The following is a 24,912-nucleotide window of genomic DNA, read 5'->3' as shown; positions in this document are numbered from 1 at the left end:
AATGGTTCAAAAATCGAGGATTTTCAGCAAGAGTAGGAGAAGAAAACCAAGGGAAGATTTTTCTGGCTACCTCTTCTATAATTCTCATTACTCCTGTTTGCGGAGCATTCCGTAGGAAATTCTGGCTCCTACCCTAACAAAAATACTTTTTCAGCAAACCCTAATTAGTCTAAACTCCAGTTATTACTTCGCTCTCTAATATTATTTCCCTTTTTTCCTTCCCCCTTTTCTCTTCCTTCTTCCTTCTTCCCTCTTCCTTATGCTATCAAAAATCCCCTGCTATAAAAATCTATAGCAAGGGATAAATGCAATTTAAAACCTCAGAAAAATAGTTGATTTAACTGCGGTCAGCTGTAGCTACAGGTTCAAAACTAGGTATAACCAAATCATCATTTTGCTTAGTTAACTGGTTATACAATCTTTCAGTATTCGGGAAATTAGCAGCAGGGAGAGTAGGGAAGCGACGATAAGGAACAGTATCTTCTCCAAACATCTCAATATACTCAGCACTATTCACCATAGCATTGATAAAGCCTTTAAGACCCAAAGTCGCCAGGATCTGATTATACTTACGAATCTCAACTTGATTGCGAGGAGCGCGTCCTAAGAAATGTTTAGTACCAAGTTCAATTACCTTAGTATTAGGATAGGGTGCATAAAACTCCTTAACATAGAGTTTAGAACAACCTAACCCTTCCATAAATTCCTTGAGGTTGATCTCATCATTTCCTAACTTACTTTCTAAGGAAGAGAACTCACTCTTAACAACGTAAGGATCGATATCGCGTTCAAAAATCTGACGATAAGCAGCAGCAATAATCAACTTCACCTGTTGCTTGTCTTGGGTACTTGTCAACTTAAATACCTTAGACTGCTCCCGTTGCTTGTTAACACCTTGACCAACTCGGAACTCAACATCAGGTTCGCTACGAACTTCCTCAGGAGTACCAAGCTCCACAAATCTTGGCGTAACTTCTTTCTGTACAAGTAGATTCTTGTCAGCAATACTACCAACCCTAGTATTTCGTAATGACAAACCACCAGGAGTTAGATAACGCTCATAAGGAATAGTATCTTCTCCAAAAGATTCATTGTATTCTAGGCTATCGATAATTGCATCAACTAGAGCATAGAAACCTTTCTTAGCACAAATATCGAAGTAAGAATTAATTTCCTTACGTCCATAAGTCGGACGACCTAACAACCTTCGGTGAATATACTCAATTGCCTTGCACACATACAAGGAACTCCAGTACATATTACGGAAAGTATCAGACTTCGCTAAAGCACGAATGAACTCGCGAACAGTAATATCGCCGTTTTCAAGTTTGTTCTCAGCACTCTTGAGACGCTGACCATCATAAACATCACGACCAAAGACCTGACGATAAGCGGCTGTAATAATTTTTTGAGTAGAACTTTCAGAGAACTTAATGCTAGCACCGTTGCTACCACCAGAGTTACTGAAACCACTACTAACGTAACCTCCAGGCAGTTGATCGAGTTTGAAAACTTTAGGACCTAGAGAACCAGGATCTTTTGGTCTTGCAGCAGGATTACTAATTTGGCTATCAATACCAGCGCCCTGACGAATTAGAATCCGACGAGTATCTTTGCCAAAAGGTGCAGGACGATTTTTGGGACTACGGGTTTCTTTCGGGAATATTGCCCCAAACTGGATTTCTAATGGATCGTTACCCATACCATAAACGTGTTGGTCTGGCAAGGGCTGATTGTAGTCAGCAAATAAGGTAACAAATTGAGGTACTTTTCGGAAAGGGGCACTGTAGTTAAACAGATCGATTTGTGGTCCCCAGTTACGACATTCCTGAGCCTCTTGACCTAAACCACGCAGATATGGTACAGTTTCTTCGCCAAAATAATCGGAGTATTCTTGAGAGTCCACCATGGCATCTACCAAGGCTGACAAACCACCTTTGGTAACAATGTTAAAGTATTTGCTGAACTCTTGGGGAGAACTCAAACCCCTACCCAGAAAGTGACGAGCTGCCAATTCTACAACACGACTATTGACAAAACCTTCATAAAACTGTTTCCGATACAAAGGAGATTTACCCAAACGTCGGATAAACTCTTTCATGGAGATTTCGCAATTCTTCGCTTGAGATTCCAAGTAGGAAATATTCAGACTATAAGCTCGGACAATATCCCTCTCAAATACTTGGCGATAAGCAGCTTTAATAACATCCTGTTTCTCGAAGTTAGACAAACCAGGTTTCATCACAAATTTTTGTCGCTTTTCAGCAGCATTAAAGTAAATTTGTGGTAGTTCTAAACCTTGTTGGTCTGAACTTTGACCCCGGCGTTGCTTACTAGAGGGTGTTGAGTTACGAAACTCAGTCAAAAGAACATCAAAGTATTGGGCAACAATTTCCCTTGCTTCCTGGTCTTGAAAATATTTAATCGAAGCTTGTCGCATCTGTTGGATAGCTACAATTGTAGCTGCAGAAGAACAGGCATTCTCAATTATTTCTCTTAAACCACGAACGTTGACTGAGAGAATATTAGGGTCTCCCGCTACAATAGCGTAGGTAGTATAGCGTAAGAACCAGGATAAATCCCGCAAGGATTTGGTCATATTAACTGGACCATACCGAGACACACTAATTGGCCTAAAACCGGCAGGTACAGGACCAGCACTACTAGCTCCTAAATTAGTGAACAGCGAGCGTATACCCTGCAATGGGTTGTTTCTACTTTTGTTCTCTACATAAGTAACAGTACCTAGCTTCATGCCTTCAGAAACTGCTGTTGTTGCAGCCGGAGCAGCACTCATGGCCATTTCTTGCTCATCTGGCTTTTCTAAAAAAGCTAAAGGCGAACCACCAGTAAAAATAGTATTGGCAGCAACAGAAACAATTCTTTCTGAATTATTAGTCAGTATCTGAGCAATTTCTAAACGCTTTGCTCCTGAACTAAAAAAAGTTGCTAGTTCATCTAGTTCTCCTTTTCCCAGAAAACGGTCTTGTTGTTCTGCTTGAGAAATAGTTAATACTGGTACAGTTTGATATAGTTGCGGACGTGCAACTGAACTTCCACCACTTGCTTTGACAGTCATTCGATTATTATTGCTCCCTATTTTGAAGTTTTTACAGCTTCTATTCAGACTGTTAGCTTGAATTTTTATGACATTTCCCACACATTTTCTCTAATGAGTAAGTATGGGTTTTATGAAGTTGCAACGAAAGTTTTTTCCTACTGTAAAAGCTGGTTTCCACACAGTAGAAAATATTTTTTACTGTCTGTGTTTGTTTACTTTCATCAGCAACTTAATTGGTACTTGAGGCGATGCCCCACCTCAAATTTTATATCTTAATTAAGCTACTTTCTCTGCTTAACTCTGGATTATTGCTGAAAGCATAGTTATTTTTCTGAACACCATACTTGCTGAATTTCCACAGATAAACTACTGTAGCTTTACATCAAAATTCTCCGTTGAGATGTTTCTTACATCAGCATTAAAAATTTATACCTTTTTTTGCAGATATTCTCACAGAACATCTTTAAAAACTAGGCTAAATTTATATTAAGTATTGCCTAGCTTAATGTACCTGCTTTATTTCTCTTGGCTTATTTGTTTAACCTTAAGTTTTGTAACACTAACCGGATAGAAATAATTGAGGCAAAAGAAAGTAAGTATTTTTGCTATTTTTACTTTCTAGCTTTTCCTTAATCTGTTTCAAGGTAAAATATTTTGGGCTAATTGCCCGCGTTTGTTAAAAACCTTACAAAATTTTATTTTATAGATTTATGGTCATTTATCTTAGAAAAAATAATAATTTTTGTTAAGTAGGGTTTGCTGAAAAAGTCTTTTGGCAAAGGTAGGAATCGGAAGCTAGAAGTCAAAAGTCAGAAGTCAGAAGTCAAAAGTTATAAATTAGGAATTAGGAATTATGGGAATTTTGGAGGAGATAGTGGTAAGAATTGTCACTTGATTTTTCTGCTCTTGTCTGCCCAAAATGCTAATATGCATGAGTTTTTTGGACCAATTTGAAGATTCAATTTCATTATGAAGGATAAATTAGATATCAGTTCTGCTGTAGAGGGACTGTACGATACTTTTCCATTTCCACCAGACCCTTTAGTAGATGAAGCACCACCTGGATATAACTGGCGTTGGAGTTGGCCAGTGGCTTACAGCTTTTGCACTGGTCAAACACCCCAGAAACAAAATATTAGGATTTTAGATGCAGGTTGTGGTACTGGTTCTAGTACAGATTATTTGGTTCATCTTAATCCTCAAGCATCTGTAGTTGGAATTGATTTGAGTAGTGGTGCTTTACAAGTGGCCAAGGAACGGTGTAGTCGTTCGGGAGCTTCACAAGTAGAATTTCATCATCTGAGTATATATGATGTAGGCCAAATAGAAGGAGAGTTTAACTTTATCAATTGTGTAGGAGTGCTCCATCATTTACCCGATCCAATTAAAGGTATTCAAAATTTGGCTTTGAAGTTAGCTCCTGGCGGAATTATGCACATCTTTGTCTATGCAGAGTTGGGTCGCTGGGAAATTAGACTCATGCAACAGGCGATCGCTATCCTTCAAGGTAATGAACGTGGCAACTATCAAGATGGAGTGAAAATCGGCCGTCAACTTTTTGCTTCTCTACCAGAGAATAACCGTCTTGTCAAATATGAACAAGAAAGATGGGCTTTTGAAAATAAAAGAGATGAGTGTTTTGCAGATATGTATGTCCATCCCCAAGAGATTGATTATAATATCGATACTCTTTTTGAGTTGATAGAAGCATCTGGTTTAGAATTTCTGGGATTTTCTAATCGTGAATACTGGAATATAGATAGACTGATCGGAAAATCTCCCGAGTTGCTCGAAAGAGTTGTTGGTTTGGACGAGCAAGAACGTTATCGTTTGATTGAATTATTAGACCCTCAGATTAGTCATTACGAGTTTTTCTTAGGTAGGCCAGTTTTGCCCAGGATTGATTGGTCTGACGATCGCCTTCTATTAGCAGCAATACCTGAATTAAGTCCTTGTATTCAGGGATGGCCTAGTGAGAATATATTTGATAGTTACTATAAATTAGTAAATTTGTCAAGGGAAGAATATGAATTTCTCCAAACTTGTGATACAGAGTCTAACGGCCAATCTCCATCAACAGTAGGAGAAATATTAGCGAATGTACCAGTAGGGTTAGAAATTGTGCGATCACTTCAGTCCAGGCTTTTGATTCTACTAACTCCTGGTTCCACTTAAGTGATTTGATGTTGGTACATAGAGAGTGTGGGGATACGGGAATATGGGGAAAAATTAAAAAATATATATCGTCATCATTAGGCAAACATTTCCAAGAATAAAAAATAACATCAATCATCGTAGATAAATTATTAATTCTTTCCCTCTGCTCTGTACAGAAATTGCATTAATGTCCTACTCTCTACTCCCTATATTCAGAAGAGGTACATTAAAGATATATTTTCTAATATCTTCAGAAAATTTATTTTTTATTTTTTACTTTTGGGGGTCAAAAGAATTGGCCCAAATAACTAAATACATGGCAATAGAGGGAAAGGTTAAGACAATTCAAAAATTTAAAACTCAGACAACGTAAGACTTTTCCTTCTTCCTTCTTTCTTCTTCCTTCTTCCTTCTGATATATCTGATTGTATGGGAACTTCAGCATGGTATGATGACTTTTGGTATATCTAGAAAGCAGGAGGCAGAAGGCAAAAGACAAAAAAAAGAAGGCTAACTATAGACTAGTAGATATAGACTTTTATTATTATGTCCAGCCGTTATGCTTTGCTTGCTATACAAATAAGCCTGCAACTTGCGATCGGTATCTAAAATTTCGTGAATTTATCTGATACACCACCAGAACAAATAACTGTTGACGATAGTAATACTCCAGAAGTTGACACTGCAGAGGCAGAAACAAATACTTCAATGGAAGAATATTACAAACTACAACAGGAATTATATGTAATCACCTTGACAATTACAGGTATAGTATTTGTCTTTGTCTGGGTTTTTTACTCCCTAAACATTGCTCTTAATTATTTGATAGGAGCAACGACAAGTGTGGTTTACTTAAGGATGTTAGCTAAAGAAGTTGAGAGTATTGGCGGAGACAAAAGAAGTGTAGGTAAAACAAGGTTAGCAATATTTGTCGGGCTGATAGTATTAGCAACTCAGTTAAATCAGCTCAAAATTTTGCCAATTTTCCTTGGGTTTCTGACTTACAAAGCAGCACTAATAATACATGTACTGCGAACCACCTTAATGCCAAACTCATAGCAATTAAAGCTAATTCTAATTGTTGAAAAATCCACTTGATATAAATCGGGAAGCCTGAGAATCAAAATGCTAGATATTTTGCATACTATTAACTATTTACCTCTGGCCGAACTAGAAGTTGGCCAACATTTTTACTGGGAGCTAGGCAGCCTCAAAATACATGGGCAAATTTTACTCACATCTTGGTTTGTAATTGCCCTGATAGTCTTGGCTGCTTTAACAGCAACACTCAAAGTGCAGCGAATTCCTAGTGGGATGCAAAATTTCATGGAGTACATCCTAGAATTTATACGCAGCCTAACTAAAGACCAGATTGGTGAAAAAGATTATCGCCCTTGGGTGCCATTTGTTGGTACTTTGTTCCTATTTATATTTGTGTCAAATTGGTCAGGAGCGCTAGTACCATGGAAGGTAATAGAACTACCTGCTGGAGAACTAGCTGCCCCCACAAGCGACATTAATACCACAGTGGCATTGGCACTACTGACCTCCATAGCATATTTTTATGCAGGTATCAGCAAAAAAGGCTTAGGATATTTTGCGGGCTATGCTGAACCAGTACCATTTATGGTCCCCTTTAAGATCATAGAAGATTTTACCAAGCCTTTGTCCCTAAGCTTCCGTTTATTTGGTAATATTCTTGCGGATGAATTGGTTGTGGGAGTTCTAGTTCTGCTAGTACCTCTATTTATTCCTCTACCACTAATGGTTTTGGGTCTATTTTTAAGTGCTATTCAGGCACTAATTTTTGCAACTCTAGCTGCTAATTATATCGGAGAAGCGTTAGAAGAACACGGCGCAGAACATCACGATTAAGAATTAAGTAAGTAGTAGAAAAAAAATTTGCTTAAAAGTAACTCAAAGTCTGGTATTCTAAGCTGTGAGTGGGATAAATTATCGCCAGATTCACGGAAACTGGAGATGGTAGAGCAATAAGTCCCCCAAAAACAACAAAACAAGTAAACTTCAGAGTTGACGAGTGATGTGAGATAAAAGCATGAAACTTGAACTTATTGAGTTTCATATTTCACTTCAATCATCACATCAGTCGATCGAAAAAAGTGACAATTGTGTATGTAGTTGATTACCCAACAGTGTAATCAATATAGTTCTAGTTAATCGTCAAGTTTGTACTTTAGGTTAAAAAAGGAAAGAAAATTATTATGGATCCATTGATTGCTGCTGCTTCCGTCGTTGCTGCTGCCTTAGCTGTAGGTTTAGGTGCGATTGGTCCTGGAATTGGTCAAGGAAATGCAGCAGGTCAAGCTGTAGAAGGTATTGCCCGTCAACCAGAAGCAGAAGGAAAAATTCGAGGCACATTATTGTTGAGTTTGGCATTTATGGAAGCTTTAACAATTTACGGTTTGGTGGTATCACTGGTGTTGCTATTTGCCAACCCCTTTGCATAAACAACCCCAATTATAGAAAACAGGGATTTTAGATTTTTGATTTTGGAGATCGAAAATCTAAAATCTTTAACAAAGCTTTCAGCATTTCAGCATTTCAGCAGTCAGCTTGGCGCGGAAAGCAGATCATTCCGTAACGGAAAAGCTAGAGATCGACCCCTCCTAAAATTAAGCTATAAGCTGACGTGTAGGAGATGTTTTTCCCAAACTTTTCGGTCCGGAATGCTACGCAAACAGATACCTAATTATATAGGCAAATTTTTATGCTGATAGCTGATAGCTAGTTAAACCCTACATAAACTATGGGAACCACCTAAAAATTAGAGAAAATGATAAATTGGACAATATTACTAGCCGTTGAAGAAGTAGCAGAAAAGGGTGGTTTGTTTGACATTAACGCAACTCTACCCTTAATGGCAATTCAGTTTCTGATTCTGGCTTTTGTCTTGGATAAAATTTTTTACAAACCACTAGGTAAAGCTATAGATTCTCGTGCAGATTATATCCGCGACAATCAAATAAAAGCACAAGAGGGTTTGGCAAAGACAAAAAAATTAGCTGAACAATACGAGCAAGACCTAGCAGAAACTCGTAAAAAATCTCAAGCAATTATTACTGAAGCTCAAGCAACAGCTCAGACAATAGTAGCCGAAAAAGTGGCTAAAGCTCAACAAGAAGCACAAGCCAAAAGAGAACAAGCAGCTCAAGAAATAGAAGAGCAAAAGCAAGCAGCTTTGCAACAGTTAGAAGAACAGGTAGACTCTTTGAGTCGCCAAATTCTAGAAAAACTATTAGGACCAGAATTGGTCAGATAGCCAAAGAAAATTCCAGGTGGAAAAGTTGAGCGATCGATCATAAAACTCAGCATCCAATCAAGATAATTTAAGGCTAACTATCACAGGATATCATGGTAAATGTTTTATGGCTAGCCACAGAAGCTAGCGCTGAAGAAGGTTTTGGTTTAAACCTGGATCTTTTAGATACTAACCTAATTAATTTAGGAATTTTGATTGTAGTTTTAATTTATTTTGGGCGAGGCTTTATTGGGAAAATTCTTAGTGAAAGACGCGCCACTATTGAACAAGCAATCAAAGAAGCAGAAAAACGTCAACAGGAAGCAGCATCAGCTCTAGCAGCTCAACAACAAAAGTTAGCCCAAGCTCAGGTAGAGGCCGAAAAAATTCTAGCCACTGCTGAAACAAGAGCACAGGAAGTCAAGCAAAAAATTGAGCAACAGGCAGAACAAGATATTGAGCGGATGAAAGCTACTGCTAACCAAGAGATGGATTCTGAAAGAGATAAAGCAATTGCCCAACTTCGCTCAATTGTAGCATCTAAAGCATTGGCACAAGTAGAATCTCGCCTCAAAGAAACTTTAGATGAGAACGCCCAGCAACAATTAATAGATCGTAGTCTGGGGTTATTAGGAGGTCAATCATGACAGTAATTGCTGGTGAAATTGTAGAACCCTACGCAGCAGCTCTAATGTCCTTGGCTAAATCAAAAGACCTTGCCAATAGGTTTGGGGAAGATGTACGTTCCCTGCTAAATATTATGGATGAATCCCCAGAATTGAAGCAATTTATGGGAAATCCAATTATTAAACCAGAAGACAAAAAAGCAGTGCTGCAGCGCATGATGGGCGATGAAGCCGATCCCTATATGCGTAATTTTTTAAAGCTGTTAGTTGATAGAGGTCGGATTATTTTTCTAGAAGAGATAGGGAAAAAATACCTAGCACTATTGCGAGAACTAAATCAAACTGTTTTAGCAGAAGTGACCTCCACAGTAGAATTAAACGAAGACCAAAAAAATACAGTCCGCGAAAGAGTCAAATCAATGACTGATGCAAGGGATGTAGATATTGAAACCAAAATCGATCCCAGCTTACTCGGTGGTGTCGTTATCAAAGTCGGTTCTCAGATAATTGACTCTAGTCTGCAAGGACAACTACGCCGAATTGGCATCAACCTCAAAGCTTGAAGAAGGCAGGAGGCAGAAGGCAGAAGGCAGAAGGTGTAATTGCATGGGGATAGTCTTCGTGTGTACAAACCCCAAGCAATTTTAAGCACCCCAAGTGACGGTGGGATATTAAACCCACAAAAGAAAAAATAATTCACTAATTTTTTGTAACAAAGACTGGACAATAAAAAAGAAAAATGGTATCAATCAGACCTGACGAAATTAGCCAAATTATTCGCGACCAAATAGAACAGTACGACCAAGATGTTAAAGTATCTAACGTTGGTACTGTTCTACAAGTGGGTGACGGTATTGCCAGGATTTATGGCCTAGACAAAGTAATGGCAGGAGAACTGGTAGAGTTCTCAGATGGCACAGTAGGTATTGCCCAAAACCTAGAAGAAGATAACGTAGCGGCAGTATTGATGGGTGAAGGCAGAGAAATTCAAGAAGGCTCTGCTGTAACCGCCACAGGTAGAATTGCTCAAGTGCCAGTGGGAGATGCCATGGTTGGCCGGGTGGTAGATGGTCTCGGAAGAGCTATTGATGGTAAAGGAGATATTCAAACCGATGACAGCCGTTTGATTGAATCTCCAGCTCCAGGAATTATCGAGCGTCGCTCTGTTTGTGAGCCAATGCAAACAGGTATCACCGCTATCGACTCCATGATTCCCATTGGTAGAGGTCAACGGGAATTGATTATTGGAGATAGACAAACAGGTAAAACAGCGATCGCTATCGATACTATCATCAACCAAAAAAGCGAAGATGTTATCTGTGTATATGTAGCTATTGGTCAAAAGGCTTCTACTGTAGTTCAGGTAGTAAGTACCCTTGAAGAAAAAGGTGCAATGGATTACACCGTTGTAGTAGCTGCTAATGCTAGTGACCCTGCAACTCTCCAATACTTGGCTCCTTATACTGGTGCGACTATTGCTGAATACTTTATGTATAAGGGCAAAGCAACTCTGGTAATCTATGATGACCTTTCCAAGCAAGCTCAAGCTTATCGCCAGGTATCTTTGCTACTGCGTCGTCCACCAGGTCGTGAAGCATATCCAGGAGATGTATTCTATCTCCACTCCCGTCTCCTAGAAAGAGCTGCTAAACTCAATGATGATCTAGGTGGAGGTAGTATGACTGCTCTACCAATTATTGAAACTCAAGCTGGTGACGTTTCTGCCTATATTCCTACTAACGTTATCTCTATTACTGACGGTCAAATCTTCCTCTCCAGTGACTTATTCAACGCAGGTTTCCGCCCAGCAGTAAACGCAGGTGTTTCTGTATCTAGGGTGGGTTCGGCTGCTCAGACCAAGGCCATGAAAAAAGTTGCTGGTAAAATTAAGCTAGAGCTAGCACAGTTTGCTGAATTAGAAGCATTCTCTCAATTTGCTTCAGACTTGGATAAAGCGACCCAAAACCAACTGGCAAGAGGTCAACGCTTGCGGGAGATTTTGAAACAATCTCAAAACTCACCCCGCTCTCTTCCCGAGCAAGTAGCAGTGATTTATTCTGGTATTAATGGTTACCTGGATGATATTCCTCTGGAGAAGGTGACTAAATTTATTTCTGGTTTATTGGATTACTTGAACAACAGTAAACCCAAGTTCGGTGAAATTATCAAAACTGAAAAGGTACTCACTGATGAAGCCCAAACTGTCTTAAAAGAAGGTATTACTGAGTATAAGCAAACATTCTTGGTCTCTGCTTAAATTAGTTACTTTCAAGTATTAACATTTAGTGGTTAGTTGTTAATGCTCAAAAGCAACTAGCCACTAATTATTAGTTAGATGTAGTAATTAATACTCAAATATCAGCAGCCAGGCTTTTTGTTTTCCTGATATGGCGCTACGCGCAAGTCAAAATTCAGTAGGGGGCGTTAACGTAGTTGTGCGCTAGCTAAAGGCCAGAAAGCTAAAGCAAAGCGGAGCTTTACATCTCGCAGAGCGTTAACTCCGTTATGCGACAGCAAAACACCCGTACAGAAGTCAGAAATAATCTCTGGTTTAGTTATCCCTACGGAAAGTCGCGGGTGGGCATTCCGAGACACAAAACGGAAGCGGAGGCAAGCGTAAGACTACCGTCAAGGTAGCTACAGCCAATGTTAGCTGATCTTTGTGCTAGCAAAACTTCAATTCACCGAAGAGCTACAGCTCGGTAGGAATTCTTCGTGCCTGCCTCTTGCCTCCTCCGGAGGAGCTGCGCTAATAGGCCGGAGAGGATGTCAAAGGCCAATCTCTATAGATTTATCTCTTATGTAATTCCTGATGTCTTTGACCAAGGAATAAAGGGTTTGCCGTTTAACCCTGTAGTGGTCGATCCACTACGAACAACTAAGCTTTCAAGCTTTTGAGTAAGTTTAGCTAAGTTTAGTTGAGCAGTTGAGAGTTCCCTTCTTCTTTCTTCCTTGTTACTTGTTACTTCTTCCTATACAAAATTATGCCTAATTTAAAAGCTATTCGCGATCGCATCAACTCGGTCAAAAACACTAAAAAAATTACAGAAGCAATGCGCCTAGTGGCCGCGGCTAAAGTACGTCGTGCCCAGGAACAAGTGATTAACACTCGGCCTTTTGCCGACCGCCTTGCTCAAGTTTTATATGGACTTGCCGAACGTTTACAATTTGAAAGTGTAGATTTACCTCTACTAAAACAAAGGGAAGTTAAAACAGTAGGGTTATTAGTAATTTCTGGAAATCGTGGTCTATGTGGTAGCTATAACAGCAGCATCATTAAACGTGCAGAAATCAGAGCTAATGAACTAAAACAACAAGGAATCGATTATAAATATTTGTTGGTTGGACGTAAAGCAATTCAATATTTCCAACGTCGGGAAGCTCCAATTTTAAACACTTATGATAATCCTGAAAAAATTCCTACGGCTGATGATGCTTCAGCAGTTACTGATGAAGTACTTGCTGATTTTCTCTCAGGAGCAGTAGATAGAATAGAGTTGGTTTATACCAAATTTATTTCACTAATTAGCTCTAAACCAGTTATTCAAACTCTTTTGCCTCTAGACCCTCAAGGTTTAGAGGTTCAAGATGATGAAATCTTCCGTTTAACTACCAAAGGTGGTAACTTTGAAGTATCACGGGACAAAGTAACAGCACCTACTAAAAGCTTTCCCCGGGATATGATTTTTGAGCAAGACCCAACACAAATTTTAGAAGCTCTCTTGCCATTATTTTTAACTAACCAGTTATTGAGAGCCTGGCAAGAATCATCTGCTAGTGAGTTGGCATCTCGGATGACAGCAATGAGTAATGCTAGTGATAATGCTAGTGAATTAGTTGGCACATTAACTCTTTCTTATAATAAAGCTCGTCAAGCTGCTATTACTCAAGAAATTCTGGAAGTTGTGGGCGGTGCTAGTGCTTTAGAATAATCAGCTACTGTGGAAAATTCTATCAAAAATTGAGCTTTGAGGACTCCCGGTATAATCTCCGATTTACCGGGAGATAAATCGCGACCAAACAAACAATAAGCACTCCATTCAGATAGAATCATTATACAATGCGGACATGATGACACTAACCTACGAATTTAAGTTAATCCCTTCTCCAGAGCAGGTGGCCATCATAGAGGATATGTTGGCGGTCTGTAGAAAGGTGTGGAATTATGCTTTGGGAGAGTGGAAAGACTGGATAAATAGTAGGAAATGCGCAGTTAATTCTTGTTCATTGCATCAAGAGTATATAATTCCTCCGGATGCACCTTACTCTAACTACAATAGACAAGTAGCTAGCTTAACTAAAGCCAAGATTAATAACTCAGCACTGAAAAGAACAAATTCCCAAGTCTTACAGCAAGTACTCAAGACCTTAGAAACAGCATTTAGCAACATGAAACAGCAGGGTTATGGGTTCTCACGCTTTAAGAACAAATACAGAATGCTGTCTTTTGTATCCCCCCAGTTTAAAAACAATCCTATCTCAAACGAGTATATAAAACTACCTCAAATTGGATTAGTTCGGATGAGGTTATCTAGCCCTATTCCAGAAGGATTTAAACTGAAACAGGTGAGAGTGGTCAGACGAGCAAGTGGATATTTTGCAATTGTTTCTCTACAAAGTCCCGTTACTATTCTGGATACACCTGCTTCTGGACATCCATTAGGTATTAATATTGAACTTGACAAGTTCTTAACAACCTCTGATGGTGAATTGAATGAACGTCCAAAGTTTTTAACCAAACTACACAGCGAGTTGAGATTACTGCAACGTAGATTAAAGTTAAAAACATCTAGTTCACTGAATCGACACAAAATTAACAGAAAGATAGCAAGACTTCATCAAAAAATCTCAGACACCCGAAAAGACTTTCACTTTAAACTAGCTCATCATTTATGTGACCAAGCTGGAATGATATTTCTGGAAAACCTAGACTTGACAACCTGGGCCAAAGGAATGTTAGGTAAACATACTTTAGATGCAGGGCTCGGTCAGTTTTTCCATATCTTGGCTCGGATATGCAGAAAACGAGGGGTTTATTTGGGCAAGGTAGACTACAGATATACCAGTCAAATTTGTCCAAATTGTGGAGCGTATACAGGTAAAAAAGATCTGTCTAAACGCAAACATAAATGTCCTGAATGCCAATACGAAATCAACCGTGATGTAGCAGTAGCAAAAGTGATTTGCCATCGAGGTGTCACTGCGGTCGGGCAGATCGTGGAGCAAATTGACTGTGTAGGCGTACTGTCGGGGGTTGTTTTCAATCTAGATAAGTGCCACTCAAGCAGTAAACCTAAATCGTGAGATTTGGGAATCTCCTGTTATAATCTTCTATTTAATGGGAGAGGATGTCAATCTAAATTCTAGCAAATTAAAGAAAAGCAGGAGGCTTGGGTATGGCTACAAATGAAGAATTATCTTGGGAATGTGGAATGGGTTTCTATGTACCAATTTTAAATGATGGAGAGTTAGTGGGCATTTGTAAGCCTGAATATGCCGAAGAAATTCTAGAAGTTATGAATGAGCAGGAAAGACTACGCAAAGCTTTGAGACTAGCTTGCTTAGATTTACTGCGACGGGTGGGAGGAAAAAGAAGCAGGGTCAATGACTTAATGCAAAAGTATATAGCTCTAGCCGAACGACCTAAATATGGACCAAGAGCGGTTGCCCTATTGCTACGAGAAAGGCAAGAACAACTACAAGTTAGTGGCCATGAATTTATTAAATTCTGTGATATTCATAAAATCTCTCCCGAACAGCTCAAGGATATTTATGCAGGCAAGGCAGTAGATACAAACTTAGTAGGACCTATAGCAAGAATTTTAGGCAAAACTAACAATGAAGTACAAGAAATACTAGAAGGTCCTAGCGAATAATATTGTAATTAGTTATTAGCACTCAGTTTTTTTATTTTCCCGGTCTTAGAATCTGTCTTGAAATTTTAATATGGCTTATCATCTTTTTAGATGAGTTGTTCAATCTAGATGATTATTTTTCTACTTACAAAAACTATATTAAATCTTTAGCTTCTCCCTGTTTTTTTAAATATTGAATTCCCTATTCAAATATCAAATATAGGTAGTATTTATACTATATATTTAAAAGACTAAAAATATCAAGGTTAATCATTATAATTAACTTTACCGTTAGGCATAATTGTTTCCTGAAGATTAGCTTCAGAAAGGTTAATATCATTAATCAAAGCATCAGTAAGATTAGCTTGATTTAGGTTAGCTCCTCTCAAATCAGCACCTCTCAAATCAGCCCTAATTAAGATAGCCCTACTTAAATTAGTTCCTCGGAAATAAACCCCCCTCAAGTTTGTATCTAGTAAATTAACTTTTTTGAGGTTTGCAAATCTCAAATCTGCCTTATAAAGATTTGCTTCCTTTAGAGAAGCATTTGATAGATGAATTCCACTAAGATGAGCTTCAATCAGATTAGCTTTGTCCAAATTAGCCTGGTAAAAATAACCCCCAATCAATTCAGCTTCATGGAGATTAGCATTACTCAGATTAGCATAACTGAAGTTAGCTTCCATTAAATCTGCTCTTGCTAGGTTGCTTCTTCTCAGGTCTGCTGAAGTAGCATCAGCATATCGACAAATAGCATTTTGTAAATCAGTTCCAATCAAATTTGCACTCACTAAATCGGCATCTATTAAATTAGCCTGTCTTAGATCGGCAGAAATAAAATTAGTATATCTTAAGTTAGCTCCCTGAAGATTAATAGAAGTAAGGTTAGCATTAATTAGTTGAGCTGAAGTTAAATTAGCATCACTACAGTCAGCTGTTGTTAATTGAGTTAAACAGAGATTAGCTTCTGTTAAATTTACTCCTTGGAAATTAATATTTTGCAGATTAATATTTCTGAGGTTGGCATTAGTAAGGTCTGGTTGTATATGTAGATTTTTCTGTCTCCATTCATTCCATGAAATTATACCCTGATTAAGTAGGGCTAGATATTCTGTATTTGCCATTTTTTGCTCGATAATTTCTTAGAGATATTTATATATTTCTGCTATGGAGTAATAGCTATAGCAATCCTATTTTATTTGTTTATAAAAATCTTACCGCTTTTAGGAAACAGAGAACAATGAACAGGGAAAAGATAGGAGTTTCAGTTTTTTTATCTACTTTTTGATTTGTCACAACTTATTCAGAACGAATATAGCATTTTTTTGTCTAAAAAAGTGCCAGCTTTTCAACTCAAAGAGCTACAAAAAGCAAGTATTTTGGGACGATTATGGCAGAAAAATCACTCTTACAATTTTTCCGACTACCTCCTCTATAATTCCCATTTCTCCTGTCTCCTAACCCTACTAAAAGACTTTTTCAGCAAACCCTACTTATTCAACCCACGTTCCGCACTTCAATTTGTATCATTAAAAGTAGTATGTAAATCCGTGGCTTGGTAAGTATTTATACTACGCAAATCATCTCAATTACTTTTTTCTTTCATCAAATTCCGATTAAATAATTAAGCATAAATACTTGCTTGATTGATTAATCAATCACGGCAGCTATGGTTTTCTTCTAAAATTCCTGTCTCCTGATCCCCTTCTTCTATACTACATTTTGTGGTGCTGAATATGGGATTGAACACTTTGCTGATGTAGTACTAAGTATTTATGACTATAGTAAAAGTTATTATATTTCAAATTAAAGTTAACAAAAGTCAATATCTTATCAGATAAATATCATACATATACAGAATATTAATTAAACTTATATATACTTATTAAAAATTAATAAAGACTAACTTAACATAAAGTAAAATAATGCGAATCAAGAGTTAAACTACAGACAAGAACAACAATCAACATATTGAAGAGCCATGACCTAGCCATTGCAAATCAAAAGTGAAATTATTAGTATAGTCCAAAAATTTGAGTGTCCCTAATTTGTCCCTAATTTGAGGATTTTACTAAAAGCGTCAGCGCATCTTGGCGATATATATAACGGCTCTGCCAATTTTATTGAATGAATGGAGAAAATAGCTACACTGCAAACCTGTAGAATGTGTTGGCGAAAACTCCAATATAGTAAAATGAAGTTTGGAAAGTGGGAGAAAACGCACTCCTCACTACAAATTTTCATGAAAATGACACTAAGGATATAAAGGCTCTTTTTAGGGTGGCTTCCCTGAAAGGAGACAGAAAGTTCCAACCTCCTAACAGTGTTGAAAGTGTAGAATCTTAATATCTGGCCTGCCTTCAGGCATACATTAAGCTAGTTATTTTAGTAATGCTACTAAAATATTCCTGCAGTACGAGGTAGTTTATAACTCAAACTGGTAAAGAATAAAAAGCGATCGCAAACATAAATGTAAATTAGATTCACGTCGCCATAATTAAAATTACCAACTCAGTCAATTAGTCATCAATATAAGGATTTGACAACTATGCTAAATATAATATCTATCCAGCAGCCGTTAAATCCAGATCAAAACGTGAATCACGGTTGTAATTTGAAGTGGAAGTTAGGAGATAGACAAGAATATCGGCTTTCTAGTATAATCTTGAGAAGAAGTAAAATAACAAGAAAACACCAATGATGACATCAATTCAGTTTTGCTATTAAATCAGGAAATTGTAATAGGTTTTGGCATTGACAAAATAGGGATCGTTAGCACATAGTCAACCTCTGAAAAGAGGAGTTTCTAAATCTATAGCGTTAGTCTATCTTTAGATTTTACAAAGATTGTCTATGTTTATGATGTCTAAAATTGTTTCAACGTATTTATAAGGACTTCATAGATATTTCGTAGATAGCGATCAAAAGCAACTATAAATGTACTAAACTATGATTACAGTCAGTACTAGAGTATACTGTTCAGAAATACTGTGGTAGCAAAAATAATTCACTGAATAATTAATAGTTTGAGGTTAAAAGCCTCTCCCTTTAAGGGAAGAAATCATTCTTATGCCTTTTTGTACCAAATTCACACAAAGGTAGTTACAGTATTGATATCTAGATTTCCACCAGCAAAACAAACTACTGTAGCAAAATCCTATGAAACTGATATTAGTCAGTATTCTTCCTGTGAATAAAAAGTCATTATTGATTATGAATTATGAACTATTCGTTGTTGAATTAGTGTTAATGAAAAAACTTCTCTAAGCAAGTAGTAATATCCCTAAAAACCACCTCAGTGATGTACTAATGCGCTATAATATGCTGCTACACTAACTTGAAGTGCAAGCAGAAACTTCTATCCTGTAATAAGTTAAGAGCGATTGGAAGTAAAAATTCAGAGCAAACAATTAACTAACTAAAATTATGACCAACACAATATTACCTCCCACAGCATTAACTGAAGAAGTCAGCAAGCCAGACTTCACATTTGACCCCAGTATTCGGCGTGATCATGCACAGAAGTACCGAACCTCAGAGTGGTACGATGGTCGTGGAGAAATAAAAGCGGTAGAAGATGGTCGCTCGTTTGAGATTTCTGCAACCTTTACTCTCAAGTCAGAAGTAAAGTTGGTATATGGAGTCTTAGACCCATCTAACCCAGTGTTAGCAGAAATCTACAAAAGTCGTGGTCGTTGTGTAGCAGTTGTCGATCAAACAGTTGATGAACTTTATGGAGAATCACTGAAAGCTTATTTTCAGCACAATGAGATTCCCCTAGAAACTCTAGTCTGTCGTGCATGGGAATCAGACAAAACTCCAGAAACAGTCCAGCGGATACTCCAATTCTTAGGTAAAGATGGCTGCGATGTATCCCGCAACGAACCTGTGCTAATTATCGGAGGTGGCGTACTCAGCGATGTAGCAGGTTTGGCTTGTGCTTTGCAGCACCGACGAACGCCTTATGTGATGATTGGAAGTTCCATTGTTGCAGCTATTGATGCTGGACCCTCCCCTCGTACCTGCACAAATGGTCAGCTATTTAAAAATAGTATTGGTTCCTATCACCCTCCTGTGATAACTATAGTAGACCGTAGCTTATTCCGCACTTTGGCAAAAGGTCATATTCGCAATGGGATGGCAGAAATTATCAAAATGGCAGTAACTGATGACCCAGTGTTATTCGATCTATTAGAAGAATACGGCCCACGCTTACTTGAAACCCATTTTGCTAACTTTGATGCTGATGAGAAACTGGTTAAAGTAGCTGATGAAGTCATTTATCGAGCATTGTATTCCTACATGAAGCATGAGGGAACAAATATGTTTGAGACCTATCAAGACCGACCTCATGCCTACGGTCACACCTGGAGTCCGAAGTTTGAGCCAGCTGCCAAATTGATGCACGGTCATGCTGTTACTATTGGTATGGCTTTTGGAGCTACCTTGGCAATGGAAATGGGTTGGTTAGAAAAAGGCGAACGCGACAGAATAGTCGCACTATGTTCTTCTCTTGGTTTATCAGTTTATCATTCTATCCTCGAAGACAGCGATCTGATGATTCAAGGACAGAAAAATATGCGTCGCAAGCGTGGTAGTACTGGATTATGGGCACCTTTACCTACAGGTATTGGTAGTTGTAGTTTTGCTGGAGAAGTCCCCTCAGACTTATTAATATCTTCTGTGGAGAAACATAAGAACCTTTGTATGTCTTTGCCAAATGAAGGAAAAGGCGAACAGATGTATTTGAGCGATCTTGGTTTGGAGTAAAATAAATAGAAGTTGTGATGTGGGGTAGAGAAAACGAAAAATTCTTCTCTGCTCCCTTTTGAAAAAAAGAACAACAGTAGACAAAGACTGCAAAATTTTCATTAGACCTCTGCGATAATTAATCTCAAAGCTTTGTAATGCTTAGGCTAAAACTTAGTTTCCGTAGATGCATATTATGGATGATTTAGTCTTTGCCCATCGTACTTATTCAATAGTAATGGAATAGAAATATGACAACCGTTCTAAATATAGAAACTTCTGTAAAGACAGAAACTGCCAGACCAGTTACACCATTAGGTATTTTAGTAGAACAACTTGAGAAAACTGTCAAGATGGCAGAAAATGTAGAAATACCTGCTAAACTTGCTGAGGCTATTAAAGATGCTTACCAATTAGCAGAAGGTCTTGACCCCTACATAGAGAAAAATACTACCCAGGAGTCAGATGCTTTGGCAGCATTAGCAGAAAAGACTCGCCGGGAACCCTGGAATTTACGATTTTCTGATGGCGAAACAGTACGCCAGTTAGAACAGGAAATGTTATCTGGGCATATTGAGGGGCAAATTCTCAAAATGTTCGTTCACATGACTGGGGCGAAACGTATCCTAGAAATAGGAATGTTTACTGGGTATTCTGCATTGGCAATGGCAGAAGCACTGCCAGAAGATGGACTTGAAGTTGCTTGTGAAGTCGATCAATATGTAGCTGAGTTTGCTAAAGCTTGTTTTGAAAAGTCTCCCGCTGGGAAGAAAATATCAGTCGAAGTTGCACCTGCTTTGGAAACTATGAAGAAGCTGGCAGATGCTGGAGAAACTTTTGATTTAGTGTTTATTGATGCTGATAAAAGAGAGTATATAGAATATTTCAAAATTCTCTTAGATAGAAATTTATTAGCACCAAACGGATTTATTTGTGTTGATAATACTTTATTGCAAGGGCAGCCTTATCTGCCACCAGAAAAGCGTGCTGTTAATGGAGAAGCGATCGCTCAATTTAACCGCTTTGTTGCAGAAGACCCCAGAGTAGAACAAGTTTTGCTACCTTTACGAGATGGGGTAACTATTATTAAGCGAAAGTAGTTATGGTTTGACGAGGGTTTTCAGGCTGACAGAGATTTTAATGCTGCTGTCAACCTGAAAAACTATGTGAATCAGTAGCTTGAGTTCCAAGCGAATTTAAGCCTGTGGAGAAGATAAGTTACAGACTGCGGTCGGTGGTCTTCTGTGTTTGCGCAGCATTCCGTAGGAAAACAGGAAGCTAGCTCCAAAGCTTATGCGATAGCTTACGCTTAACCGGAGGTTATCGTGTATGGGTAAGTTTGGGTAAGTTTAGTAGAACGGTTAGTAACGGTATTATTAACCTAATCAATAATTGGATATATAGCACAAGGAAGAAGGATAAATCTTACTTTGTTTGAGTTTTAAGCTTTTAATCTGGCCGCACCCTTTCCTTTAACTACTATAACTCCTGAATATTCGGTAACATCATAAGTGTTACTGATATAAAGAATGATAATCAAATGCTACTGACAATTTTTAAGAGTAAACTGCATCGGCTCACAGTAACCGAAGCACAACTATACTATGAAGGCTCAATTACCATTGATGAAGAGCTACTCAAAACTGCCAGTATCTTAGCTTATGAAAAAGTACAAGTAGTTAATGTCAATAACGGTTCACGGCTAGAAACCTATACTATTCCGGGTAAATGGGGTAGTCGTATTGTCTGCCTCAACGGTCCAGCAGCCCGAATAAATGCTGTTGGGGACGAGATAATAGTTATCGCTTATGCTCAAATGACACCAGAAGAAGCACTTCTACATCGTCCTCAAGTTATTTTAGTGGATAAAAATAATCATCCTCTACAGAAAAACTAATACTTAGATTTAGCTCTGCAACTAAATTTTTGTTCTCTAAAACTTAAAGAAACTATCAGCGTCCAGTACTCAGTAGAATCATTTTTTTTTACTCCCTCGTTTGCGGAGCATTCCAGACCGAAAAGGGATTTTCATCCCTCCTCAACTATCCAGCGCTTGGGATTGTTGGGATTTTAATCCAAGCCCAAAAAGCTGATAGCTAGTTAACATTTTTTTCCTGATTATAAATAAATAACATGGCAGTAATTTTATTTGTCCAAGGACGTGCTTACGCACTGTTCCAAAATATCGGTACTCTGATTTTATTGTTAATTGTTTTACCGTTTAATTTACTAAAAGTAATACCATCGCTGCTCTGGAATTTGATCGGTAAACCTTTTCAAAAAAAAGTAGTAGCTGAAAACCCAAAAAACATTCTAATTACGGGTGCAAAAATGACTAAATGTTTGCAACTTGCCCGTTCATTCCATGCAGCAGGACACAAAGTTTTTTTGCTAGAAGCAAATAAATATTGGTTATCAGGAAATAGATTTTCTAATGCTGTTACAGGCTTCTATACATTACCCTTTCCCCACAAAGATTGGGATGGCTATTGTCAAGGATTACTAGAGATTATTAAAAAAGAAAATATAGATGTATTTATCCCAGTATCTAGTCCGGCAGGAAGCTACTATGAGTCTTTAGCAAAACCGCTTTTATCAGAACATTGTGAAGTATTGCATTTTGATGCTGAAATTACGCAACTATTAGATAATAAATTTACATTTATTGAAAAAGCTAAAAGTTTTGGTTTGTCTGTACCTAAATCATTTTTAATTACAAACCCCGAACAAGTTCTCAGTTTTGACTTTGCTACTGATGGGAGTCAATATATTCTCAAAAGCATTCCCTATGACTCAGTGCGTCGTCTAGACATGACAAAACTGCCCATGAATTCTAAAGCAGAAATGGAGGAATTTGTCAATAATTTGCCGATTAGCGAACAGAGACCCTGGATTATGCAAGAATTTGTGAAAGGTAAAGAATATTGTACCCACAGCACTGTCAGAAAGGGTAAAACTAGACTTTATTGTTGTTGCGAATCATCAGAATTTCAAGTTAATTATCATCATGTAGATCGACCTCAAATCTATCAATGGGTAGAAAAATTTGTCAGAGAATTAGATATTACTGGGCAAATTTCCTTCGACTTTATTGAAACAGAAGATGGTCGAGTTTATCCAATAGAATGTAATCCCAGGACTCACTCAGCTATTACTACATTTCACGACCATCCAGGAGTAGCAGATGCTTATTTGAAAGATAGTAAAGATGAAAATGAAGCCTCACTAATACCACTGCCAAATAGTAAACCTACTTATTGGACTTACCATGAATTATGGCGACTGACAGGAATTAGATCTTTAGGGCAATTAAACACTTGGATTAACAGAATTTTTCAAGGAACAGATGGTATTTTTCAAGTGAATGACCCTTTACCATTTTTGATGGTACATCATTGGCAAATTCCTTTACTTTTGTTAAGTAATCTGCAAAAATTAAAAGGGTGGGTAAAAATTGATTTTAATATTGGAAAATTAGTAGAATTAGGCGGAGATTAATAAATTAGATTTATGTCAGGGCTATTTCATTCTCGATAGACGCAGGGACGCGGAGACACAGAGACACGGGGATGTAGGCTTTTAATTTATGATTAAAAGTTAACTTTTCACCCAAAGAAGTAGAACTGCTCATAACTTTCTCCTCATCAGACTTTGAGAGAAACGCAAACATTTAGAATGAAACAGCCCTGGGATTTCTGTAGGCTGTAAACTCAGAAACTAAAAAAGAAAAACCAGATTTCTACTAAGGTTAAATCATAAATTTTTATGGATAAACAAATTTGGATTGCGATGACATTTATTGCCTTTCTACTGTCATTTACAGCAGTAGGAATTTACTCCGCAACCCAAAAACAAAACACAACAAATGATTACCTACTTGCTAGTAGAAATGTTAATCCCTGGTTGACAGCTTTATCAGCAATGGCAACAGGTCAGAGTGGATATTTATTCATTGGAGTAATTGGCTTTACTTACAAAGTGGGAGTTGCTTCAATTTGGATACCTGTTGCTTGGGCAATAGGAGACTATATTGCTTGGTGGCTGATATTCAAAAAGTTGAGGTTAGTCTCTCAACAAACAAATTCAGATACAGTTTCCTCATTCCTCGGTCAAGAAAATCTAGGACAAGGCAAAAATAACGGGCGCTGGATTACAATAATTTCAGCTCTAATTACTATTGCTTTTCTCGGTACTTATGCTTCAGCTCAACTCGTAGCAGCAAGCAAAGGGCTAAATGCAATATTTGGCTGGAACTATCAATTAGGAGTTATCATTGGAGCTGTAATTGTCGTTATTTACTGTTTTTCAGGAGGCATTCGTGCTTCTATATGGACTGACTCAGTGCAGGCAATTTTGATGATTGGCTCCTTGTTGGTTTTGTGTGTAGTCGGTTTGATTAACTGTGGTGGGTTTGGAGAACTTTGGGCAAAACTCAATGCAATTGACCCCACCCTGACAAATTGGATTCCTGCTAATCTGCCTTGGGGATTTTTCCCTTACTTTTTAGGATGGGTAGTGGCAGGGTTTGGCGCTGTAGGCCAACCTCATATATTGGTAAGAGCAATGGCAATTGACTCTGCAGAGAATGTGGCTTTCGCTCGCAATATCAAATTTGTCTGCGGTCAAATCAACTCTGCCACTGCTTTTGGTGTTGGGTTAACTGCAAGAGCATTGTTACCAGATTTAATCACATCAAGTGACCCAGAGTTAGCATTACCTTATCTATCTATGGAACTATTACCAACAGTGATGGTGGGGTTAATGTTAGCCGGATTATTTTCAGCAGCGATTTCTACAGCAGACTCCCAGATACTATCTTGTTCGGCTGCACTCAGTCAAGACTTGATTCCTAATACAGCTAATTCTTATAGAATGGCTAAAATTGCCACGTTAGTTGTCACAGCTATTGTATTAGCAATTGCCCTAGCAGGAGACAATAACGTATTTGCTTTAGTAATTTTTGCTTGGTCAATTTTAGCTTGTGGTTTAGGCCCATTACTGGTATTGCGGGTTTGGCAAAAGCCAGTGAGTGTACCAGTAGCGATCGCTATGATGATTATGGGAATTATTGTTTCTATAGCCTGGAATCTAGGACTTGGGTTATCTAGTGCTATTTATGAAGTACTTCCCGGTATGGCTACAGGCTTTATTGTTTATGGAATTGTTTATTTTTTGATCGACTCTAGAGAGTTGAGTAAATAAAAA

Annotated in this window: 19 protein-coding genes; 17 read left to right on the top strand and 2 right to left on the bottom strand. The window is 38.0% G+C overall.

The window, feature by feature from the left end:
• Nucleotides 1-337 precede the first annotated feature (337 nt).
• Nucleotides 338-3,079 (bottom strand): phycobilisome rod-core linker polypeptide, encoded by a 2,742-nt coding sequence (locus AC3DU7_RS00500; protein WP_488037411.1) that lies wholly within the window; start codon nt 3,077-3,079, stop codon nt 338-340.
• Between the two features lie 951 nt (nt 3,080-4,030).
• Between AC3DU7_RS00500 and AC3DU7_RS00495 the strand changes: the two genes are divergently transcribed.
• The 12 genes from AC3DU7_RS00495 (at nt 4,031) to AC3DU7_RS00440 (ending at nt 14,979) form a co-directional block, all read left to right on the top strand.
• On the top strand, nt 4,031-5,236 hold the full coding sequence (locus AC3DU7_RS00495; RefSeq protein WP_488037410.1) for a class I SAM-dependent methyltransferase: 1,206 nt from the start codon (nt 4,031-4,033) through the stop codon (nt 5,234-5,236).
• A gap of 597 nt (nt 5,237-5,833) precedes the next feature.
• On the top strand, nt 5,834-6,277 hold the full coding sequence (locus AC3DU7_RS00490; protein WP_488037409.1) for an ATP synthase subunit I: 444 nt from the start codon (nt 5,834-5,836) through the stop codon (nt 6,275-6,277).
• Nucleotides 6,278-6,343: 66 nt separating this feature from the next.
• Nucleotides 6,344-7,093, top strand: a complete 750-nt coding sequence (gene atpB / locus AC3DU7_RS00485) for a F0F1 ATP synthase subunit A (RefSeq protein WP_488037408.1) — start codon at nt 6,344-6,346, stop codon at nt 7,091-7,093.
• Between the two features lie 347 nt (nt 7,094-7,440).
• Complete coding sequence (atpE, locus tag AC3DU7_RS00480; RefSeq protein ID WP_011611801.1) at nt 7,441-7,686, top strand: ATP synthase F0 subunit C; 246 nt, start codon at nt 7,441-7,443, stop codon at nt 7,684-7,686.
• 326 nt (nt 7,687-8,012) lie between these two features.
• Nucleotides 8,013-8,498 (top strand): F0F1 ATP synthase subunit B', encoded by a 486-nt coding sequence (locus tag AC3DU7_RS00475; RefSeq protein ID WP_488037407.1) that lies wholly within the window; start codon nt 8,013-8,015, stop codon nt 8,496-8,498.
• A gap of 92 nt (nt 8,499-8,590) precedes the next feature.
• Nucleotides 8,591-9,124 carry a F0F1 ATP synthase subunit B gene (locus AC3DU7_RS00470; protein ID WP_488037406.1) on the top strand — a complete coding sequence of 178 codons (534 nt, stop codon included), beginning with the start codon at nt 8,591-8,593 and terminating at the stop codon, nt 9,122-9,124.
• A complete protein-coding gene (gene atpH / locus AC3DU7_RS00465; protein ID WP_488037405.1) occupies nt 9,121-9,666 on the top strand; it encodes an ATP synthase F1 subunit delta in 546 nt (181 codons plus the stop codon). Before AC3DU7_RS00470 ends, atpH begins: the two co-directional genes overlap by 4 nt.
• 176 nt (nt 9,667-9,842) lie before the next feature.
• Entirely contained in the window at nt 9,843-11,360 is a 1,518-nt protein-coding gene (gene atpA, locus AC3DU7_RS00460; protein WP_488037404.1) for a F0F1 ATP synthase subunit alpha, read from the top strand.
• A gap of 509 nt (nt 11,361-11,869) precedes the next feature.
• Nucleotides 11,870-12,001, top strand: a complete 132-nt coding sequence (locus AC3DU7_RS00455; protein WP_488037403.1) for a hypothetical protein — start codon at nt 11,870-11,872, stop codon at nt 11,999-12,001.
• A gap of 86 nt (nt 12,002-12,087) precedes the next feature.
• Entirely contained in the window at nt 12,088-13,035 is a 948-nt protein-coding gene (locus tag AC3DU7_RS00450) for a F0F1 ATP synthase subunit gamma (RefSeq protein ID WP_488037402.1), read from the top strand.
• A gap of 139 nt (nt 13,036-13,174) precedes the next feature.
• Complete coding sequence (locus tag AC3DU7_RS00445; protein WP_488037401.1) at nt 13,175-14,407, top strand: RNA-guided endonuclease InsQ/TnpB family protein; 1,233 nt, start codon at nt 13,175-13,177, stop codon at nt 14,405-14,407.
• Between the two features lie 92 nt (nt 14,408-14,499).
• A complete protein-coding gene (locus tag AC3DU7_RS00440; protein ID WP_293086154.1) occupies nt 14,500-14,979 on the top strand; it encodes a hypothetical protein in 480 nt (159 codons plus the stop codon).
• A gap of 245 nt (nt 14,980-15,224) precedes the next feature.
• On the opposite strand, the gene AC3DU7_RS00435 is transcribed toward AC3DU7_RS00440, so the two are convergent.
• Nucleotides 15,225-16,082: a pentapeptide repeat-containing protein gene (locus AC3DU7_RS00435; RefSeq protein ID WP_488037400.1), complete on the bottom strand. Its 858-nt coding sequence runs from the start codon at nt 16,080-16,082 to the stop codon at nt 15,225-15,227.
• Between the two features lie 2,302 nt (nt 16,083-18,384).
• Between AC3DU7_RS00435 and AC3DU7_RS00430 the strand changes: the two genes are divergently transcribed.
• From AC3DU7_RS00430 to AC3DU7_RS00410, 5 genes are all read left to right on the top strand, one after another.
• Complete coding sequence (locus tag AC3DU7_RS00430; RefSeq protein ID WP_488037399.1) at nt 18,385-19,728, top strand: sedoheptulose 7-phosphate cyclase; 1,344 nt, start codon at nt 18,385-18,387, stop codon at nt 19,726-19,728.
• A 230-nt stretch (nt 19,729-19,958) separates the two neighbouring features.
• Nucleotides 19,959-20,807 (top strand): O-methyltransferase, encoded by an 849-nt coding sequence (locus AC3DU7_RS00425; RefSeq protein ID WP_488037398.1) that lies wholly within the window; start codon nt 19,959-19,961, stop codon nt 20,805-20,807.
• A 440-nt stretch (nt 20,808-21,247) separates the two neighbouring features.
• Complete coding sequence (gene panD, locus AC3DU7_RS00420) at nt 21,248-21,604, top strand: aspartate 1-decarboxylase (protein ID WP_488037397.1); 357 nt, start codon at nt 21,248-21,250, stop codon at nt 21,602-21,604.
• A 236-nt stretch (nt 21,605-21,840) separates the two neighbouring features.
• Nucleotides 21,841-23,205: an ATP-grasp domain-containing protein gene (locus AC3DU7_RS00415; RefSeq protein ID WP_488037396.1), complete on the top strand. Its 1,365-nt coding sequence runs from the start codon at nt 21,841-21,843 to the stop codon at nt 23,203-23,205.
• Nucleotides 23,206-23,472: 267 nt separating this feature from the next.
• Nucleotides 23,473-24,909, top strand: coding sequence for a sodium/proline symporter (locus tag AC3DU7_RS00410; RefSeq protein WP_488037395.1), 1,437 nt, complete (start codon nt 23,473-23,475; stop codon nt 24,907-24,909).
• Nucleotides 24,910-24,912: the final 3 nt, after the last annotated feature.

Source organism: Okeania sp. (assembly GCF_983059655.1).
Note: the sequence above shows the minus strand (reverse complement) of the source record. Positions and strands in the feature narration are given on the sequence as shown.

Coding starts and splice junctions, on each gene's coding strand:
- AC3DU7_RS00470 (WP_488037406.1), top strand. CDS start 8,591: ATGGTAAATGTTTTATGGCTAGCCACAGAAGCTAGCGCTGAAGAAGGT.
- AC3DU7_RS00415 (WP_488037396.1), top strand. CDS start 21,841: ATGGCAGTAATTTTATTTGTCCAAGGACGTGCTTACGCACTGTTCCAA.
- AC3DU7_RS00445 (WP_488037401.1), top strand. CDS start 13,175: ATGACACTAACCTACGAATTTAAGTTAATCCCTTCTCCAGAGCAGGTG.
- panD (WP_488037397.1), top strand. CDS start 21,248: ATGCTACTGACAATTTTTAAGAGTAAACTGCATCGGCTCACAGTAACC.
- AC3DU7_RS00410 (WP_488037395.1), top strand. CDS start 23,473: ATGGATAAACAAATTTGGATTGCGATGACATTTATTGCCTTTCTACTG.
- AC3DU7_RS00455 (WP_488037403.1), top strand. CDS start 11,870: ATGTCAAAGGCCAATCTCTATAGATTTATCTCTTATGTAATTCCTGAT.
- AC3DU7_RS00430 (WP_488037399.1), top strand. CDS start 18,385: ATGACCAACACAATATTACCTCCCACAGCATTAACTGAAGAAGTCAGC.
- atpE (WP_011611801.1), top strand. CDS start 7,441: ATGGATCCATTGATTGCTGCTGCTTCCGTCGTTGCTGCTGCCTTAGCT.
- AC3DU7_RS00435 (WP_488037400.1), bottom strand. CDS start 16,082: ATGGCAAATACAGAATATCTAGCCCTACTTAATCAGGGTATAATTTCA.
- AC3DU7_RS00500 (WP_488037411.1), bottom strand. CDS start 3,079: ATGACTGTCAAAGCAAGTGGTGGAAGTTCAGTTGCACGTCCGCAACTA.
- AC3DU7_RS00495 (WP_488037410.1), top strand. CDS start 4,031: ATGAAGGATAAATTAGATATCAGTTCTGCTGTAGAGGGACTGTACGAT.
- atpH (WP_488037405.1), top strand. CDS start 9,121: ATGACAGTAATTGCTGGTGAAATTGTAGAACCCTACGCAGCAGCTCTA.
- AC3DU7_RS00475 (WP_488037407.1), top strand. CDS start 8,013: ATGATAAATTGGACAATATTACTAGCCGTTGAAGAAGTAGCAGAAAAG.
- AC3DU7_RS00425 (WP_488037398.1), top strand. CDS start 19,959: ATGACAACCGTTCTAAATATAGAAACTTCTGTAAAGACAGAAACTGCC.
- atpB (WP_488037408.1), top strand. CDS start 6,344: ATGCTAGATATTTTGCATACTATTAACTATTTACCTCTGGCCGAACTA.
- AC3DU7_RS00450 (WP_488037402.1), top strand. CDS start 12,088: ATGCCTAATTTAAAAGCTATTCGCGATCGCATCAACTCGGTCAAAAAC.
- atpA (WP_488037404.1), top strand. CDS start 9,843: ATGGTATCAATCAGACCTGACGAAATTAGCCAAATTATTCGCGACCAA.
- AC3DU7_RS00440 (WP_293086154.1), top strand. CDS start 14,500: ATGGCTACAAATGAAGAATTATCTTGGGAATGTGGAATGGGTTTCTAT.